Source organism: Variovorax sp. Soil_C_12 (assembly GCF_057657375.1).
Map to the genome: position 1 here is coordinate 445,473 of NZ_JBDGIO010000003.1, position 16,390 is coordinate 461,862.

Consider the following 16,390-nt stretch of genomic DNA (forward strand, 5'->3'; position numbering starts at 1 on the left):
CCATGCCTTCGTTCAAGCCCCTCTTTCTCGCCTCGCTGCTCGTCGCCGCGCTCCCCGGTGCCGCCTTCGCCCAGGCCGCCTGGCCCGCCGCCAAGCCCATCACGCTGATCGTCCCCTACTCGGCCGGCGGCAGCGTGGACTTCAACGCGCGCCTGGTGGCCACCAAGCTGGGCGAGCGGCTCAAGCAGTCGGTGGTGATCGAGAACGTGACGGGCGCCGGCGGTGCCATCGGCGTGGCCAAGGCGGTGAACGCGGCCCCCGACGGCTACACGCTGGTGGCCGGGCCGGACAGCGCGATCGCGATCGGCAAGCTGATCAATCCCGCGGCCTTCAAGTTCGATCCGCTGAAGGACCTGGCGCCGGTGGGCATGCTCAACACCGCGCCGATGGTGCTGGTGGCGCGGCCGGGCCTCGAGGTGCACAGCTACGCGGATTTCGTCAAGCTCGCCAAGGCAGCGCCGGGCAAGTACAACTACGCGACCTCGGGCGTGGGCACGGTGCTGCAGCTCGCGATGGAACTGCTCAAGGAGCGAAGCGGCATCTTCGTGACCCACGTGCCCTACCGCGGCGGCGCGCAGATCGCCACCGACGTGATCGGCAACCAGGTCGACCTGGCGATGCTGGTCAGCACCAGCGCCATTCCGCATGTGAATGGCGGCCGGCTGAAGGCGCTGGGGGTGACCGGGAGCAAGCGGCTGGATGCGTTGCCCAACGTGCCGGCGTTCGACGAGATGCCGGGGCTGAAGGGCTATTCGATGGTGAGCTGGACCGGGATTTTCGCGCCGGCGGCCACGCCGGGTGCGACGGTGAAGCGGCTCAATGAAGAGCTCAATGCGGTGCTGAAGGACCCGGAGGTGCGGACCAAGCTGCAGGAGCAAGGTGCGCTGCCGGGCAGCGGCTCGGCCGAGGACTTGGGCAAGTTCGTGCAGGCGGAGTACGTGCGCAATCAGAAAATCGTGCAGGCGGCGAATATCAAGGAGTGAATGACAGCGGCGCTGCGCGCTGTGGACAGGTCCGGTGCCTCACCCCCGCCCTCTCCCCCGCCTTTCCCGGCGGGAGAGGGAGCAATACGGGTCCATCACGAAGACTCATCCTCCGCCGGCCAGTCGCGGATATACGCCTTGAGCATCTTGTTCTCGAAGTTCTGGCTGTCCACCACCGCCTTGGCCACGTCGTAGAAGCTGATCACGCCCATCAGCATGCGCTTGTCCATCACCGGCATGTAGCGGGCATGGCGCTCGAGCATGATCCGGCGAATCTCGTCGAGGTCGGTTTCCAGCGTGCAGGTGACGGGATGATCATCCATCGACTTGCGCACCAGCGTGCCGCCGACCTGCCCGCCGTTGCCCACGATGGCGACGATCACTTCGCGGAAGGTGAGCATGCCCACGAGGTCGCCATGCTCCATGACCACCAGCGAGCCGATGTCCTTGTCCGCCATGGTGTTGACGGCGTCGGCCAGGGGTTCGTCGGGCGTGATGGTGTAGAGCGTGTTGCCCTTCACGCGCAGGATGTCGCTGACTTTCATCGTGTTGCTCCTCACTTGCTCGGCGTGCTGCCGAAATTGAATATAGCCCACAATGCCGCCCATCCACAGGCCCACGTCGCTGGCGCAGGCATTGCGCGTAACGGGGCATTGCAGAAACGCTTCTAGTTCGAAAGGCTTCCATGCCCGGCTATTCCGACCCCGGCTTCGACACGCTGGCACTGCACGCCGGCGCCGCGCCCGACCCGGCCACCGGCGCGCGCGCCGTGCCGATCCACCTGAGCACTTCCTTCGTCTTCGAATCGAGCGACCACGCGGCTGCGCTCTTCAACCTCGAGCGCGCGGGCCACGTGTACTCGCGCATCAGCAACCCGACCAACGCAGTGCTCGAACAGCGCGTGGCGGCGCTGGAGGGCGGCATCGGCGCGATCGCCACCGCCAGCGGGCAGGCCGCGCTGCACCTGTCGATCGCGACGCTGATGGGCGCGGGTGCGCACATCGTCGCCAGCACCGCGCTCTACGGCGGCTCGCAGAACCTCTTGCACTACACGATGCGGCGCTTCGGCATCCAGACCACCTTCGTCAAGCCCGGCGACCTCGACGGCTGGCGCGCCGCGATCCGGCCCGAGACGCGGCTGCTCTTCGGCGAGACCGTGGGCAACCCGGGCCTCGACGTGCTCGACATCCCGGCCGTCAGCGAAATCGCGCATGCGGCCGGCGTGCCGCTGCTGGTGGACTCCACGCTGACCTCGCCCTACCTCATCAAGCCCTTCGACTGGGGCGCCGACCTGATCTACCACTCGGCCACCAAGTTCCTCTCGGGCCATGGCACGGTGATCGGCGGCGTGGTGGTCGACTCGGGCCACTTCGACTGGGAACGCTCGGGGCGGTTCGCGGAGCTGACCGAGGCCTACGAGGGCTTCCACAACATGGTGTTCAGCGAGGAGAGCACGGTGGGCGCCTTCCTGCTGCGCGCGCGGCGCGAGGGGCTGCGCGACTTCGGCGCCTCGATGAGCCCGCACACGGCCTGGCTGATCCTGCAGGGCATCGAGACGCTGCCGCTGCGCATGGAGCGCCACATCGACAACACGCAGAAGGTGGTGGAGTTCCTGGCTTCGCATCCCTTCGTCGCGCATGTGGGCCATCCGCTGCTGGAGTCGCATCCCAGCCATGCGCTGGCGGGCAAGCTGCTGCGCCACGGCGCCAAGGGCGCGGGCGCGGTCTTCAGCTTCGACCTCAAGGGCAACCGGCAGCAGGGCAAGGTCTTCATCGAGGCGCTCAAGCTCTTCAGCCACCTCGCCAACGTCGGCGACTGCCGCAGCCTGGTGATCCATCCCGCGAGCACGACGCACTTCCGCATGACGGACGATGCATTGGCTGCGGCGGGCATCTCGCAGGGCACCATCCGGCTGTCGATCGGGCTGGAGGATCCGGCCGACCTGATCGACGATCTCAAGCGCGCGTTGAAAGCCGCAGAGAAGGCGGGGGCGTGATGGACATCGTCGTCAACGGCCACAAAACCTACTGCTACACGGGCGGCAAGCCCTTCGATGCCGCGAAGCCGACCGTGGTCTTCATCCACGGCGTGCTCCACGACCACAGCGTGTGGATCCTGCAAAGCCGCTGGTTCGCGCACCATGGCTGGAACGTGCTGGCGCTCGACTTGCCGGGCCATTGCAGGAGCGCGGGCCCGCCGCCCGCAAGCGTGGAGGAGGGCGCGCAGTTCGTGCTTGCGCTGCTCGACGCCGCCGGTGTCGAGAAGGCGGCCCTGGCCGGCCACAGCTTCGGCTCGCTGATCGCGCTGGAGGCCGCGGCGCGTGCGCCGCAGCGCGTGACGCACCTGGCGCTGGTCGGCACCGCCTACCCGATGAAGGTGTCGCCGGCGCTGCTCGAGGGCGCGCTGAACGACCCGCAGCGCGCCATCGACATGGTCAACAGCTTCTCGCATTCGATGCTGGCGCCGCCACCCTCCACGCTGGGCCCGGGCACCTGGCTCTACGGCGGGTCGCGGGCGCTGATGCGCCGCGTGCTGGCGAGCAACTGCGAGGCCAATGTGTTCCACATCGGCTTCAAGGCTTGCAACGACTACGCCGGCGGCGAGGCTGCGATGGCGGCGGTGCAGTGTCCCGTCCTCTTCCTGCTCGGCAAGTCCGACCAGATGACGCCGCCGCGCGCCACGCAGGCACTGCTCGCCAAGGCGCGCGGCGCGCGCATGGTGCACGTCGCGGCCGGCCATGCGCTGATGAGCGAGGCACCTGACCAGGTGCTGTTCGCGCTGCGGGACTTCCTCGCGGACTGAGGCGCGGGCCGGGCCTCAGCGCAGCGCAGCGCGTTGATGTCCGGCATCTCCACCAGCGGCGCCGGCGCGCCGCGCTCGACGGCCGCCCGGTCGCGCCGAAGAGCAGGACGTTCATGACGGACGCGTGAACGTCTACGTGACTTGGAAGGTGCCGGGCTCGCGTGCCAGGGCGCCGAGCAGCGCCCGGACCTCGGGGCTCGAGGCCTGCGCCGGCTGCAGGGCGCCGAGCATGCGCGCCAGCGTCTCGGCGTGCGGCAGCATCGGCCCGAGGAAGCGGGTGCCGGACTCACCCGCCACCAGCAAGGTGGGGAAGGTCTCGACATCGAAGTCGTCGGCCAGCTCGGCATGGTCCTCGATGTCGACCCAGGCGAAGCGCAAGCGCGGATGCGCGCGCGCCACCTGCTCGAACAGCGGCCGGTACTCGCGGCAGGCGCCGCACCATTCGGCGCAGAGGCAGACGACCCACAGGGTGTCGCCGGCAGCTTGCAGGGTCGCAGGGTTGACGGAATCGTTCAAGGCTGAATGGATGAGGTTGGAACGGAGCGCCGCCATTATCGATAGGCCAGCACATCTTGCAGCAGCAGCGTGCGCAAGGGACCGCGCTGCCACAGGTTATCGAGCGGCGGGGCCCGGGGCAGCAGCAGCTCCTGGAGCAGCGGTTCGAGCGAGGTGCGGCCCGGATCGGCCAGCAGCACGTAGCGGGGGTCCTCGTTGTCGGGCTCCTCGGCCAAAGGCCCGATCCAGTCGAGCGCGACCAGCGTCGCCAGCACCGGCGCCAGCTGCAGCGCATCGACGCGCATGCGCGCGACCAGCTCGGCCGCGCCCAGTCCCTTGGCGGGCGTGGCCTTCGCCTGCGCCAGCTGCTGCAGTGCCTCCACCGCGAGCTGCAGCGGCCAGCCCGCGACGCCGCCGCGCCGTGCCACGCCGGTCAGCAGGCTGGGCAGGTAGGCGGTGATCACCGCGCCCAGCAGCACGATGACCCATGCAACGTAGATCCAGATCAGCAGGATCGGCACGGTGGCGAAGGCGCCGTAGAGTACCGAGTAGGTCGGCACCAGGCTCAGGTAGTAGGCCAGCACCCGCTTCGCAATCTCGATCGTGGCGGCCACGAAGAAGCCGCCGGCCCAGGCATGGCCCCATTTCACATGCGTGTTGGGCACGTAGTGGTAGAGCGAGGCCATGCCGCCCGCCAGCAGCACGAATTCGAAGGTGTCGAACACCAGCTTGAGCATGCCGCGGCCGACCCACTCGCGCGAGATCGAGAAGACGTAGGCCGTGGTGCTCAGGCTCAGCGCCAGCACCAGCGGGCCGAGCGTGATGGCGGCCCAGTAGATCAGCACCCGTTGCGCGAAGGGCCGCGGCCTGCGCACGCGCCAGATGTTGTTGAGCGTCTTGTCGATGGTGAGGATCAGCGCGATGGCCGTGACCAGCAGCACCAGCAGGCCCGCGACGCCCAGCCCGCTGGCCTTGCTCGCGAAGGTGTTGAGGTAGCCGAGCACCTGGCGCGCGATGTTGTCGGGGATCAGGCTCTCGATCAGCCAGCGCTGCACGCGCCCCTGCATGGTCGCGAACATGGGGAACACCGTGAACAGGGCGAGCGCCACGGTGAAGAAGGGCACCATCGCGATGGTGGTGGTGAAGGTCAGGCTGCTGGCCGTGAGGCCCAGGCGGTCTTCGCGGAAGCGCTCGCCCAGCACCGCGGCCGTGTTGCCCCAGGGAAAATTCGAAAGATCCCTCCAGAGTTGCTGGCGATTCATGGCGGCTATCATGCCATTGGGTCCCGCGCCAGCCGGGCGCCTGCCACCCCGATCCAGCCCTCTCCGTGACCGCTTCCGCCATCCCCTCCTCCGTTTCCGCCACACGCTGGCTCGCCGTCGGCAGCCTGCTCGGGCTGATCGTGCTCGGGCTGGCCTGGGAACTGTGGCTGGCGCCGCTGCGCCCGGGCGGCTCGTGGCTCGCGCTCAAGGTGCTGCCGCTGGCGATCCCGCTGGCCGGGCTGCTGAAGAACCGGATGTACACCTACCGCTGGGTCAGCCTGCTGGTCTGGCTTTATTTCACCGAAGGCGTGGTGCGCGCGTGGAGCGACATCGACGGCACGGGCCGCCTGCTGGCGCTGGTCGAGGTCGTGCTGTGCCTCGCGCTGTTTGCCGCGTGCGCCTGGCATGTGCGGCTGCGCCTGCGTCATGCGCGGGCTGCCCGCGAATTGGAAGGAGTTGCGCCATGAGACGCTGGGCCGCCCCCAAGTCGAATAGGACCGCAGCGCGTAGCGCGGAGGTTACCGAATGAGCGCAGTGTTTATCGACAAGCTGCGCGCGCTCGTTGGCGCCGCCAACGTGCTGACCGAGGGCGACCTCGGCGCCTGGGAGCAGGACTGGCGCAAGCGCTCCCGCGGCAAGGCGCTGGCCGTGGTGCGGCCGGGCAGCACGCAGCAGGTGGCCGAGGTGGTGAAGGCCTGCGCCGCGGCCGGCCGCACCATCGTGCCGCAGGGCGGCAACACCGGCCTCGCGGTCGGCTCGATCCCCGACGAGAGCGGCACCCAGGTCGTGCTGAGCCTGCAGCGCATGAACGCCATCCGCGGCATCGATGCCGCCAACCTCACGATGACGGTGGAGGCCGGCTGCGTGCTCCAGACGCTGCAGGAGGCGGCCGAGAAGGCCGGTTTCCTGTTCCCGCTGAGCCTGGCTGCCGAGGGCAGCTGCACCATCGGCGGCAACCTCGCGACCAATGCCGGCGGCACGCAGGTGCTGCGCTACGGCAACGCGCGCGACCTGTGCCTGGGGCTGGAGGTGGTGACGCCGCAGGGCGGCATCTGGCAGGGCACCAGCGGCCTGCGCAAGGACAACACGGGCTACGACCTGCGCGACCTGATGATCGGCAGCGAGGGCACGCTGGGCATCATTACCGCGGCCACCCTCAAGCTCTACCCGCTGCCGGCCGCGCAGCTCACCGCCTGGGCGGCCGTGCCCACGCTGGAGCAGGCGGTCGAGCTGCTGGGCCTGGCCCACAAGCGCCTGGGCGCGGGGCTCACGGGCTTCGAGGTGATGGGCCGCTTCGCGCTCAGTCTGGTGGCGAAGCATTTCCCCACCCTGCGCGTGCCCTTCATCGAGGACGACGGCGTGCCCTATTGCGTGCTGCTGGAGAACTCCGACAACGAATCGGAAGACCATGCGCGCGCCCGCTTCGAGGCCCTGCTCGAAACTGCCTTCGAAGCCGGCTGCGTCAGCGACGCGGTGGTGGCCGAGAACCTGACCCAGGCGCACCAGCTCTGGCATGTGCGCGAGAGCATCCCGCTGGCGCAGGCCGAGGAAGGGCTCAACATCAAGCACGACATCTCGATCCCGGTGTCGCGCATTCCTGCCTTCGTGGAGCAGACCGATGCGCTGCTCGAATACGAGCTGCCGGGCGTGCGGCTGGTGAACTTCGGACACCTGGGCGACGGCAACCTGCACTACAACGTGCAGGCGCCGGCCGGTGCCCACAACGGAGACTTCCTGCGCGACCACGAGGCGCGTATCAATACGCTGGTCTACGAGGCGGTCCGCCAGTTCGAAGGCTCCTTCTCCGCCGAGCACGGCGTGGGCTCGCTCAAGGTCGAGACGCTGGAGAAGCACAAGTCGCCGGTGGCGTTGGAGATGATGCGCGCCATCAAGCGGGCGCTTGATCCGCAGAACCTCCTGAATCCGGGGCGGGTGATTCGGGCATAGGCCATGCACCTAAGATGCCTCGAGTACTCTTTCGGTTTCTACTGACAACATGACCTCCCGCCCCACCCGCTCCCAATACGAAGACTTCATGCGCCACGTCGACACCCACGGCGTGCACAAGAGCGACCGCACCGGCACCGGCACCAAGAGCGTGTTCGGCCACCAGATGCGCTTCGACCTGGCCGAAGGCTTTCCGCTGGTCACCACCAAGAAGGTGCACCTCAAGTCCATCATCCAGGAGCTGCTGTGGTTCCTGACCGGCTCCAGCAACAACAACTGGCTGAAGGAGCGCGGCGTCACCATCTGGGACGAATGGGCGCGCGAAGACGGCGACCTGGGCCCGGTCTACGGCGTGCAGTGGCGCAGCTGGCCGACGCCGGACGGCGGCCACATCGACCAGATCCAGCAGGTCATCGACACGCTGAAGAGCAACCCCGACTCGCGCCGCATCATCGTCAGCGCCTGGAACGTGGCCGAGCTGTCGAAGATGGCGCTGATGCCCTGCCATGCCTTCTTCCAGTTCTACGTGGCGCCGCCGCAGGCCGAAGGAGAGCGCGGCAAGCTGAGCTGCCAGCTCTACCAGCGCAGCGCCGACATCTTCCTGGGCGTGCCCTTCAACATCGCCAGCTACGCGCTGCTCACGCACATGGTCGCGCAGCAGTGCAACCTGGACGTGGGCGACTTCATCTGGACCGGCGGCGACTGCCACATCTACAGCAACCACGCCGAGCAGGTGGCGCTGCAGCTGAGCCGCACGCCCTACCCTTACCCGACGCTCGTCATCAAGCGCAAGCCGGCCTCGATCTTCGACTACGCGTACGAGGACTTCGAAGTGGTGGACTACCGGCACCACGAGGCCATCAAGGCGCCGGTTGCCGTCTAGGAGCCTGAGAGCAGCATGACCCCCCGCATCAACCTCATCCTCGCCCGCGCCGCCAACGGCGTGATCGGCCACGAGGGCTCCATGCCCTGGCACCTGCCCGAGGACATGGCGCACTTCAAGCAGCAGACCGCCGGCGCGCCGGTGATCATGGGCCGCAGGACCTGGGACTCGCTGCCTCCGCGCTTCCGCCCGCTCTCGGGCCGCCGCAACATCGTGATCACCCGCCAGACCGACTGGCAGGCCGAAGGCGCCGAGCGCGCCGCCGGCCTGCACGAGGCCCTGGCCCGCTGCGAGGCGGCGGAAGAGCCTGAGGTGTGGGTGATCGGCGGCGCACAGATCTATGCCGAGGCCGAGCCGCTCGCGCACCGCGCGCTGGTGACCGAGATCGGGCGCGACTTCGAAGGCGACGCCTGGGCGCCACGCTTCGACGTCTCCTGGCGCGAGACGGCGCGCGAGTCGCATGTCTCGGCCAACGGCCTGCCCTACAGCTTCATCACGCTCGAACGCCCCGAGTGACGGCTCAGGCGCGCAGCATGCCCTGCAGGGGCTTGCCGGCGCGCCGGACCTGGGGAAACAGGGCACGCGACACGCGTTGCGGCTCGAGGCCGAAGCACTCGCCTGCCGCCGAGGCGATGAGCGCGTCCAGTCCGATGGTGGGCTGCAAATCGCGCCCTTCGAACAGCGCCCCGGCCGCCAGGCCCCGCCAGGCCGCGGGCAGCGGCGCGTAGCGCTCGAACTGCGAGAGCGCCCGCGCCCAGCTGCCAGTTGCCGGCCTGCTGCGCCATCGCCGCGCCCGGCCCGAGCGCGCCGAGAATGGCCAGCGCACAGACGTGTCTGTTGATCATGAAAGCTTCTGTAAGAATGATTTTGAATGGATTTGTGGGCGTGGATGGATGATGGTTCCTCGCGCTCCTGTCGTACGAAAGGGGCCGCCCGACTCGGGTACGCTCGCACCCACTGCCCCGATTTCGTTACGCAAGCCGTTCATGAAAATTGCCACCTGGAACGTCAACTCCCTCACCGCCCGGCTCCAGCACGTGCTGGACTGGCTGATCGCCAACCCCATCGACGTGCTGTGCCTGCAGGAGCTCAAGATGAGCGACGACAAGTTCCCCCTGGATGTGCTGCAGTCGGCCGGCTATCACGCGGCGGTGTTCGGCCAGAAGACGTACAACGGCGTCGCCATCCTGAGCCTCGCGCCATTGCGCGACATCGCGAAGAACATCGGCGGCTTCGCCGACGACCATTCGCGCGTGATCAGCGCCACGGTCGACACGCCCGCCGGTCCGCTGCGCATCGTCAACGGCTACTTCGTCAACGGGCAGGCGCCCGGCACCGAGAAGTTCGCTTACAAGATGAGCTGGCTGCGCGCGCTGCGCGACTGGCTGCGCGAGGAGTTGGCGGCGCATCCGCAGCTCGCGCTGCTGGGCGACTTCAACATCACGCCGGAGGACCGCGACAGCTTCGACCCCGTGGGCCTGGCCGAGACCATTCATCACACGACCGAGGAGCGCGAGCATTTCAAGGCGCTGCTGCAGCTCGGGCTGGTCGACAGCTTCCGCCTGTTCGAGCAGCCGGAGAAGAGCTACTCGTGGTGGGACTACCGCATGCTGGGCTACCAGAAGAACCGCGGGCTGCGCATCGACCACATCCTGGTGAGCGAGCCCCTGGTGCCGCGGGCAAAGGGCTGCGTCATCGACCGCGTGCCGCGCAAGTGGGACAAGCCCAGTGACCATGCACCCGTCACCCTGGAGCTCGACGTATGAACGCCGCACGGCCACCCGAAGGCGTTCGCACCGGAGCCGAAAGCGAAGGAACTCCAATGAAATCCATCTTGTTCAAGGCCGCGCTGCTCGCAGCCGCACTGAGCCTTTCCGCCTGCTCGATCTTCAAGCCGGACGCCGCAGCGCCCACGGCTTCGCGCGACAGCGACAAGCCGGCGGACGAAGTGTCCAGGCCCTCGGCCGAAGTGCCCACCACGCGCCTCATCACCATGCAGACGCCGGCCGTGCGCGCCTACAGGAAGGTCGGTGCCCGGCACATCTATAACGCCTATCCCAAGCGCATCTACAAGGGAAAGATCCCGCCGCTGGTGTACGCGGTGGTGGTGACTGAAACCGACATCGACTCCACGGGCCGCGTGACGGGCGTCCACTTCAGCCGCACGCCGAGCCACGCGCCGGAGGTCAGCGGCAAGATCGCCGAGTTGATCAAGGAGGCCTCGCCGCTGCCGAACCCGGGCAAGCTCGGCGCGCATACCTATGTCGACACCTGGTTGTGGGACAAGAGCGGCCAGTTCCAGCTCGACACGCTGACGCTGGGCCAGCGCAGCCGCTGAACGCGTGCGGCCCTACCCCCAGAGGCCCTACTCCAGGCCCAGCTCCTGGATCTTGCGGGTGATGGTGTTGCGGCCGATGCCGAGCTTCTGCGCCGCCTCGATGCGGCGGCCCCGCGTGTTGGCCAGGGCCGTGAGGATCAGACGCGACTCGAAGCGGCGCGACAGCGTGTCCCAGACGTCGTGGCGGCCGGCCGCCAGCAGGCTCTGGGCCTCCTGCTCGAGCCCGCTTTCCCAGCCGGCGACCTGCGCGCCGGCGGCCGCCGCGACGGGCGGCACCGCGGCAGCGGAGGCGACCGAGGGAGCGGCCGGCTCGCGCTCGGCGACGGCCGATGTCGGCACCGGCTGTGTGCTTGCCGCGGCGAGCGGCGCCTCGAGCGCCGCGCCCGCCATCACCTCGGGCGGCAGGTCCTTGGCCTCGATCAGCTGCGCCGGCGCCATCACGGTCAGCCAGTGGCAGATGTTCTCGAGCTGCCGGACGTTGCCGGGGAAGGCGAAGGTCGACAGCCGCGCCAGCGCCGCATCCGAAATGCGTTTGGGCTCGACGCCGAGTTGCTTGGCGCTCTGCTGCAGGAAGTGGCGGGTGAGCGCGGGCACGTCCTCGCCGCGCTCGCGCAGGGCCGGCAGGCGCAGCCGGATCACGTTGAGCCGGTGGAACAAGTCCTCGCGGAAGCCACCCAGCTTCACGCGCTGCTCCAGGTCCTGGTGCGTGGCCGCGATCACGCGCACGTTGGCCTTGACCGAGTTGTGGCCGCCCACGCGGTAGAAGTGCCCGTCGCTCAGCACGCGCAGGAGGCGCGTCTGCAGGTCGAAGGGCATGTCGCCGATCTCGTCGAGGAAGAGCGTGCCGCCCTCGGCCTGCTCGAAGCGCCCGCGCCGCATGGTCTGCGCGCCGGTGAAGGCGCCGCGCTCGTGGCCGAAGAGCTCGCTCTCGAGCAGGTCCTTCGGGATGGCGGCAGTGTTGATCGCCACGAAGGGCCCGTTGGCGCGCGGCGAATGCTTGTGCAGCGCGCGCGCGACCAGTTCCTTGCCGCTGCCGGACTCGCCGGTGATGAGCACCGTGACGTTGCTCTGGGACAGGCGCCCGATGGCGCGGAACACGTCCTGCATCGCCGGCGCCTGGCCCAGCATCTCGGGGGCGGCGGCCATGCGCTCCTCGGCCACCTCCTCGCGCTGGCTCTCATCGACCGCGCGGCGGATCAGCTCCACCGCGCGCGGCAGGTCGAAGGGCTTGGGCAGGTATTCGAAGGCGCCGCCCTGGAAGGCCGAGACGGCGCTGTCGAGGTCGGAGAAGGCGGTCATGATGATGACCGGCAGGCCGGGATGCTTGGCCTTGATCTTGTCGAGCAGGTCCAGGCCCGAGCCGCCCGGCATGCGGATGTCGCTCACCAGGACCTGGGGGCCCTGCGTCTCGTCATCGGCCGCGGCCTCGAGCGCCGCGAGCACTTCGCGGGTGTTGGTGAAGCTGCGGGTGGGCAGGTCTTCGCGCAGGAGCGCTTTTTCGAGCACGAAGCGTATCGATTGGTCGTCATCCACTATCCAGATCGGCTTCATGCAGTTCCTTCTTCCCTGTCCTAAGGCAACGGTATCAATATCTTGAAATCAGTCCGGCCCGGAACACTGTCGCACTCGATCACGCCGTGGTGCTGTTGCACGAAAGTTTGTGCCAGCGTCAATCCAAGGCCTGTTCCGCCTTCCCTGCCCGACACCAGCGGGTAGAAGATGCGGTCCTTGATCGCGTCCGGCACACCCGGTCCATTGTCGATGACATGCAATTCCAGTGCCAGTCGATACCACTGCTTGTTGAATATCACCTGACGCGCGACACGGGTCTTGAATGTGATGCGCGCATCGCCCGCCGCGCGCCGCTCGGCGAGAGCCTGCGCCGCGTTGTGGACGATGTTGAGCGTGGCCTGGATCAGCTGCTCGCGATCGCCGCGGAACTCCGGGATCGACACGTCGAAGTCGCGCTCGATGTGCAGGTCGCGCGGGAACTCCGCGAGGATGACCGAGCGCACGCGCTCGCAGACCTCGTGGATGTTGACGTCGCCCACCACGTGAGGGCGGCGGTGCGGCGCCAGCAGGCGATCGACCAGCGTCTGCAGGCGATCGGCCTCGTGGATGATGACCTGCGTGTACTCCACCTGGTCGCGCGATTCCACTTCCATCTGCAGCAGCTGCGCCGCGCCGCGGATGCCGCCCAGCGGGTTCTTGATCTCGTGCGCGAGGTTGCGGATCAGCTCCTTGTTGGCCTGCGCCTGGTCCAGCAGACGCTCCTCGCGGTCCTGCCGCACCTGCTGCTCGAGCGGCGACATCTCGATGATCAGCTCGCCCGCGCGGTCGCCCTGCGCAAGCGTGACCTGCACCGGCATGAGCTCGTGGTTGACGCGGCGCAGGAAGGCCTCGTAGCGCAGCGTGGCGAAGTCGTTGCTGCGCGCGCCTTCGATGGCGGTGCGCAGCACCTGGGGTTCGTGAAAGCAGGCGCCGAACTGCGAGCCTTCGAGCGTGCGGCGCGAGGTGCCCAGTGCATCCTCGAGGCCGGCGTTGGCGAACAGCACCGAGCCGTCGGTGCGCACCACCGCGATCAGGGTGGAGAGGAGGTCGAAGGCCTGGAAGCGCTTGGCGGCGGCAGCAGATTTGCCAAAGGCCATCAACGCGTGGCCGGCAGGCGACCGATCTCGCGGCGGATGCCGGCGATGTCGCTCTCGTTGCGGGAGATCTCGGCCTTCATCTCGGCCACGCGGTCGAGGTACTTCTGGTAGTTGCGGGCTTCGCCGCCCTGCTTCTCGGGCTCGCCGTTGTTGTATTCCTTGAGCAGCTGGGCCTGGCGCTCCTCGGCCTTCTTGAGCTCGGACTCCAGCACGGAACGGGCTTCGCCGTCACGGGCACGCTGGTCGGCGCCATCGACACGCGGGCTGCCGGCCGGCGCGCGCACGGCGGAGGTGCTGCTGCTGGCAGCCGCCGCGGCGACCGGGCGGCTGCCCTGGACGATGGTGACATTGCCGCCTTCCATGACCTTGCAGCCGCGCTGCTGGGCCATGGTGGCGTTGTTGGTGTATTCGTTGCCGCAGCGCCAGACGCGCTCCTGCTGCGCCTGGGCCTGCATATGCACGCCGGCCGCTGCCAGTGCGGCCAGCAGGTAAACGAAAGAAGTCTTCATGATCGTCGTATGAAAGTGGGCAACCGGATGGCATTTTCATGCAATTCGATGGCGCTGCCACAGGGGGCCACCGCCCCAAGAAAAAAGGACGGCGAGCCGTCCTTTATTTCACTGAAAGGCGCCCCGGAAGGGCGATAGTCCTTACAGGCTGTAGTACATGTCGAACTCGACCGGGTGCGTGGCCATGCGGAAGCGCGTGACTTCCTGCATCTTGAGGTCGATGTAGGCGTCGATGTACGCATCGGTGAACACGCCGCCCTTGGTCAGGAAGGCGCGGTCCTTGTCGAGATAGTCGAGCGCCTGGTCGAGGCTGTGGCACACGGTCGGGATCAGCGCGTCTTCTTCCGGCGGCAGGTGGTAGAGGTCCTTGCTGGCGGCCTCGCCCGGATGGATCTTGTTCTCCACGCCGTCCAGGCCGGCCATCAGCATGGCAGCGAAGCCGAGGTAGGGGTTCATCATCGGATCGGGGAAGCGCGCCTCGACGCGGCGGCCCTTCGGGTTGGCCACGAAGGGGATGCGGATCGAGGCCGAGCGGTTCTTGGCCGAGTAGGCCAGCTTCACCGGGGCTTCGAAGCCGGGGACCAGGCGCTTGTAGCTGTTGGTGCCGGGGTTGGTGATGGCGTTGAGCGCGCGGGCGTGCTTGATGATGCCGCCGATGTAGTGCAGCGCGAAGTCGCTCAGGCCCGCATAGCCGTCGCCGGCGAACAGGTTCTTGCCGTCCTTCCAGACCGACTGGTGCACGTGCATGCCGGAGCCGTTGTCGCCGACGATGGGCTTGGGCATGAAGGTCGCGGTCTTGCCGTAGGCGTGGGCCACGTTGTGGATCACGTACTTCTGCAGCTGGACCCAGTCCGCACGCTGGATCAGCGTGCTGAACTTGGTGCCGAGCTCCATCTGGCCGGCGTTCGCCACTTCGTGGTGATGCACCTCGACCGGAATGCCCAGCGATTCGAGCACCAGGCACATCTCGGAGCGCATGTCATGGAAGCTGTCGACCGGCGGAACCGGGAAGTAGCCGCCCTTGACGGCCGGGCGGTGGCCCGTGTTGCCATGCTCGAATTCCTTGCCGGTGTTCCACGAGGCCTCTTCGGACTCGATCTTGACGAAGCAGCCGGACATGTCGTTCTGCCAGCGCACGCCGTCGAACACGAAGAACTCGGGCTCCGGTCCGAAGAAGGCGGTGTCGCCCAGGCCGGAGGCCTTCATGTAGGCCTCGGCGCGCTTGGCCAGCGAACGCGGGTCGCGCTCATAGGGCTTGCCGTCGGTGGGGTCGACCACGTCGCAGGTGAGGATGAGGGTGGTCTCTTCGAAGAAGGGGTCGATGTTGGCCGTGTTCGGGTCGGGCATGAGCAGCATGTCCGAGGCCTCGATGCCCTTCCAACCGGCGATCGACGAGCCGTCGAAGGCATGACCGTCGTTGAACTTGCCCTCGTCGAAGTGCGAGACCGGCACGGTCACGTGCTGTTCCTTGCCGCGGGTGTCGGTGAATCGAAAGTCGACGAACTTGACCTCGTTTTCCTTGACGAGTTTGAGTACATCGGCGACGGTCTTAGCCATCAGGCTTCTCCTTGGAATGGTTGGGGTGGGAAATCCAGCGGGATCGGGAATGCAGTTTCTGTGCCATTGTCAGGGGCACGAAGGGGCATCCAGCCCGCCGCCGGGTCCCCAAAAACAGGCAAGTTGTAACCAAATTGGTGCTCTGTAAATCAACGCACCAATTCAGGGCCAAGTCGGGCATCAAAGCTGTGCAGGCCTTCGAGCAATTGCGCATAGGCCGCGTCGACGCGTTCAGCGTCGCCCTTGACGCCGAGCTCGATATGGCGGCCGTGCTCGGCATGGTCGACGCTGGGCAGGCTGAAGACCTTGATGCCCGGATGCGTGCGCTCGACGGCTTCCATCAGCGGCGTGAGCGTGGCCTCCATCGCACCATAGACGATCACCGACTTCTCGACCGACCGGCCGCGGGCGAACAGGTGGCCGTAGCGCTCGTCCAGCACCGACTCGATCATCGGCCAGGCCATGACCGGGAAGCCGGGGACGAAATGCACATCGGCCACGCTGAAGCCGGGGATCTTGTTGTAAGGGTTGCGGATGATCTTGGCCCCCAGCGGGAACACGCCCATGTTCAGCCGATGCACGTTGTCCGGGTGATCGGGCTCGTAGACCTTGCCCTGCTCGCGCGCCGTGTCCTGCATGCGCTCGCGGATCAGCACTTCGGCCTCCGGATGCAGGGCCAGCGGCACGCCGAGGGCCGCGGCCGCGCACTGGCGCGTGTGGTCGTCGGGCGTGGCGCCAATGCCGCCGGTGGAGAACACGATGTCGCCCGAGGCGAAGGCGCGCCCCAGCGCGGCGGTGATGCGGGTCGGCTCGTCGCCGACGTATTCGGCCCAGCCCAGCTGCATGCCGCGGGCGGCGAGCAGCTCGATGAGCTTGGGCATGTGCTTGTCGGTTCGCTTGCCCGACAGGATCTCGTCGCCGACGACGAGCAGGCCGATGGAACGTGTCATATAACAAACCTCCGCG

The 16,390-nt window shown here is 67.7% G+C and carries 18 protein-coding genes; 9 read left to right on the plus strand and 9 right to left on the minus strand.

Features of this window, described 5'->3' with window-relative positions; translation table 11 throughout:
• The first annotated feature begins 2 nt into the window (after positions 1 to 2).
• Positions 3 to 983 carry a Bug family tripartite tricarboxylate transporter substrate binding protein gene (locus tag AC3A6X_RS10830; protein ID WP_487842178.1) on the plus strand — a complete coding sequence of 327 codons (981 nt, stop codon included), beginning with the start codon at positions 3 to 5 and terminating at the stop codon, positions 981 to 983.
• Between the two features lie 95 nt (positions 984 to 1,078).
• Here AC3A6X_RS10830 and AC3A6X_RS10835 read toward each other — a convergent pair whose 3' ends face one another.
• Positions 1,079 to 1,528 carry a CBS domain-containing protein gene (locus AC3A6X_RS10835; protein WP_309970124.1) on the minus strand — a complete coding sequence of 150 codons (450 nt, stop codon included), beginning with the start codon at positions 1,526 to 1,528 and terminating at the stop codon, positions 1,079 to 1,081.
• Between the two features lie 140 nt (positions 1,529 to 1,668).
• On the opposite strand from AC3A6X_RS10835, the gene AC3A6X_RS10840 reads away from it, so the two are divergent.
• Together AC3A6X_RS10840 and AC3A6X_RS10845 are read left to right on the plus strand one after the other, a co-directional pair.
• A complete protein-coding gene (locus AC3A6X_RS10840; protein ID WP_487842179.1) occupies positions 1,669 to 2,979 on the plus strand; it encodes an O-acetylhomoserine aminocarboxypropyltransferase in 1,311 nt (436 codons plus the stop codon).
• Positions 2,979 to 3,785, plus strand: coding sequence for an alpha/beta fold hydrolase (locus AC3A6X_RS10845; protein ID WP_487842430.1), 807 nt, complete (start codon positions 2,979 to 2,981; stop codon positions 3,783 to 3,785). The genes AC3A6X_RS10840 and AC3A6X_RS10845 overlap by 1 nt, the downstream gene beginning before the upstream one ends.
• Positions 3,786 to 3,917: 132 nt before the next feature.
• On the opposite strand, the gene AC3A6X_RS10850 is transcribed toward AC3A6X_RS10845, so the two are convergent.
• On the minus strand, positions 3,918 to 4,337 hold the full coding sequence (locus AC3A6X_RS10850; RefSeq protein WP_409050686.1) for a thioredoxin family protein: 420 nt from the start codon (positions 4,335 to 4,337) through the stop codon (positions 3,918 to 3,920).
• Positions 4,337 to 5,554, minus strand: a complete 1,218-nt coding sequence (locus tag AC3A6X_RS10855; protein WP_487842180.1) for a YihY family inner membrane protein — start codon at positions 5,552 to 5,554, stop codon at positions 4,337 to 4,339. The genes AC3A6X_RS10850 and AC3A6X_RS10855 overlap by 1 nt, the downstream gene beginning before the upstream one ends.
• A 53-nt stretch (positions 5,555 to 5,607) precedes the next feature.
• Here AC3A6X_RS10855 and AC3A6X_RS10860 point away from each other — a divergent pair, with 53 nt between their 5' ends.
• Genes AC3A6X_RS10860 through AC3A6X_RS10875 form a run of 4 tightly spaced genes read left to right on the plus strand, consistent with a single transcriptional unit; the run spans position 5,608 to position 8,888 of the window.
• Positions 5,608 to 6,009 (plus strand): DUF2069 domain-containing protein, encoded by a 402-nt coding sequence (locus tag AC3A6X_RS10860; protein ID WP_487842181.1) that lies wholly within the window; start codon positions 5,608 to 5,610, stop codon positions 6,007 to 6,009.
• A 58-nt stretch (positions 6,010 to 6,067) separates the two neighbouring features.
• Positions 6,068 to 7,489, plus strand: a complete 1,422-nt coding sequence (locus AC3A6X_RS10865) for an FAD-binding oxidoreductase (protein WP_487842182.1) — start codon at positions 6,068 to 6,070, stop codon at positions 7,487 to 7,489.
• Between the two features lie 49 nt (positions 7,490 to 7,538).
• Positions 7,539 to 8,372: a thymidylate synthase gene (locus tag AC3A6X_RS10870; RefSeq protein WP_487842183.1), complete on the plus strand. Its 834-nt coding sequence runs from the start codon at positions 7,539 to 7,541 to the stop codon at positions 8,370 to 8,372.
• A 15-nt stretch (positions 8,373 to 8,387) separates the two neighbouring features.
• Positions 8,388 to 8,888, plus strand: coding sequence for a dihydrofolate reductase (locus tag AC3A6X_RS10875; RefSeq protein ID WP_487842184.1), 501 nt, complete (start codon positions 8,388 to 8,390; stop codon positions 8,886 to 8,888).
• A gap of 4 nt (positions 8,889 to 8,892) precedes the next feature.
• Here AC3A6X_RS10875 and AC3A6X_RS10880 read toward each other — a convergent pair whose 3' ends face one another.
• Positions 8,893 to 9,198 carry a hypothetical protein gene (locus AC3A6X_RS10880; protein WP_487842185.1) on the minus strand — a complete coding sequence of 102 codons (306 nt, stop codon included), beginning with the start codon at positions 9,196 to 9,198 and terminating at the stop codon, positions 8,893 to 8,895.
• Positions 9,199 to 9,358: 160 nt separating this feature from the next.
• Here AC3A6X_RS10880 and xth point away from each other — a divergent pair, with 160 nt between their 5' ends.
• Positions 9,359 to 10,138 (plus strand): exodeoxyribonuclease III, encoded by a 780-nt coding sequence (xth, locus tag AC3A6X_RS10885; protein ID WP_487842186.1) that lies wholly within the window; start codon positions 9,359 to 9,361, stop codon positions 10,136 to 10,138.
• A 56-nt stretch (positions 10,139 to 10,194) separates the two neighbouring features.
• Positions 10,195 to 10,710, plus strand: a complete 516-nt coding sequence (locus tag AC3A6X_RS10890) for a hypothetical protein (protein ID WP_487842187.1) — start codon at positions 10,195 to 10,197, stop codon at positions 10,708 to 10,710.
• Positions 10,711 to 10,737: 27 nt separating this feature from the next.
• Here AC3A6X_RS10890 and ntrC read toward each other — a convergent pair whose 3' ends face one another.
• The 5 genes from ntrC to AC3A6X_RS10915 form a co-directional block, all read right to left on the minus strand.
• Positions 10,738 to 12,261 (minus strand): nitrogen regulation protein NR(I), encoded by a 1,524-nt coding sequence (gene ntrC, locus AC3A6X_RS10895; RefSeq protein WP_487842188.1) that lies wholly within the window; start codon positions 12,259 to 12,261, stop codon positions 10,738 to 10,740.
• Positions 12,262 to 12,281: 20 nt separating this feature from the next.
• Entirely contained in the window at positions 12,282 to 13,358 is a 1,077-nt protein-coding gene (gene glnL, locus AC3A6X_RS10900; protein WP_309970158.1) for a nitrogen regulation protein NR(II), read from the minus strand.
• Positions 13,358 to 13,867 (minus strand): hypothetical protein, encoded by a 510-nt coding sequence (locus AC3A6X_RS10905; RefSeq protein ID WP_487842189.1) that lies wholly within the window; start codon positions 13,865 to 13,867, stop codon positions 13,358 to 13,360. The genes glnL and AC3A6X_RS10905 overlap by 1 nt, the downstream gene beginning before the upstream one ends.
• 141 nt (positions 13,868 to 14,008) lie before the next feature.
• Complete coding sequence (gene glnA / locus AC3A6X_RS10910) at positions 14,009 to 15,424, minus strand: type I glutamate--ammonia ligase (protein WP_309970164.1); 1,416 nt, start codon at positions 15,422 to 15,424, stop codon at positions 14,009 to 14,011.
• Positions 15,425 to 15,573: 149 nt separating this feature from the next.
• Positions 15,574 to 16,374, minus strand: coding sequence for a competence/damage-inducible protein A (locus tag AC3A6X_RS10915; RefSeq protein ID WP_309970167.1), 801 nt, complete (start codon positions 16,372 to 16,374; stop codon positions 15,574 to 15,576).
• Positions 16,375 to 16,390: the final 16 nt, after the last annotated feature.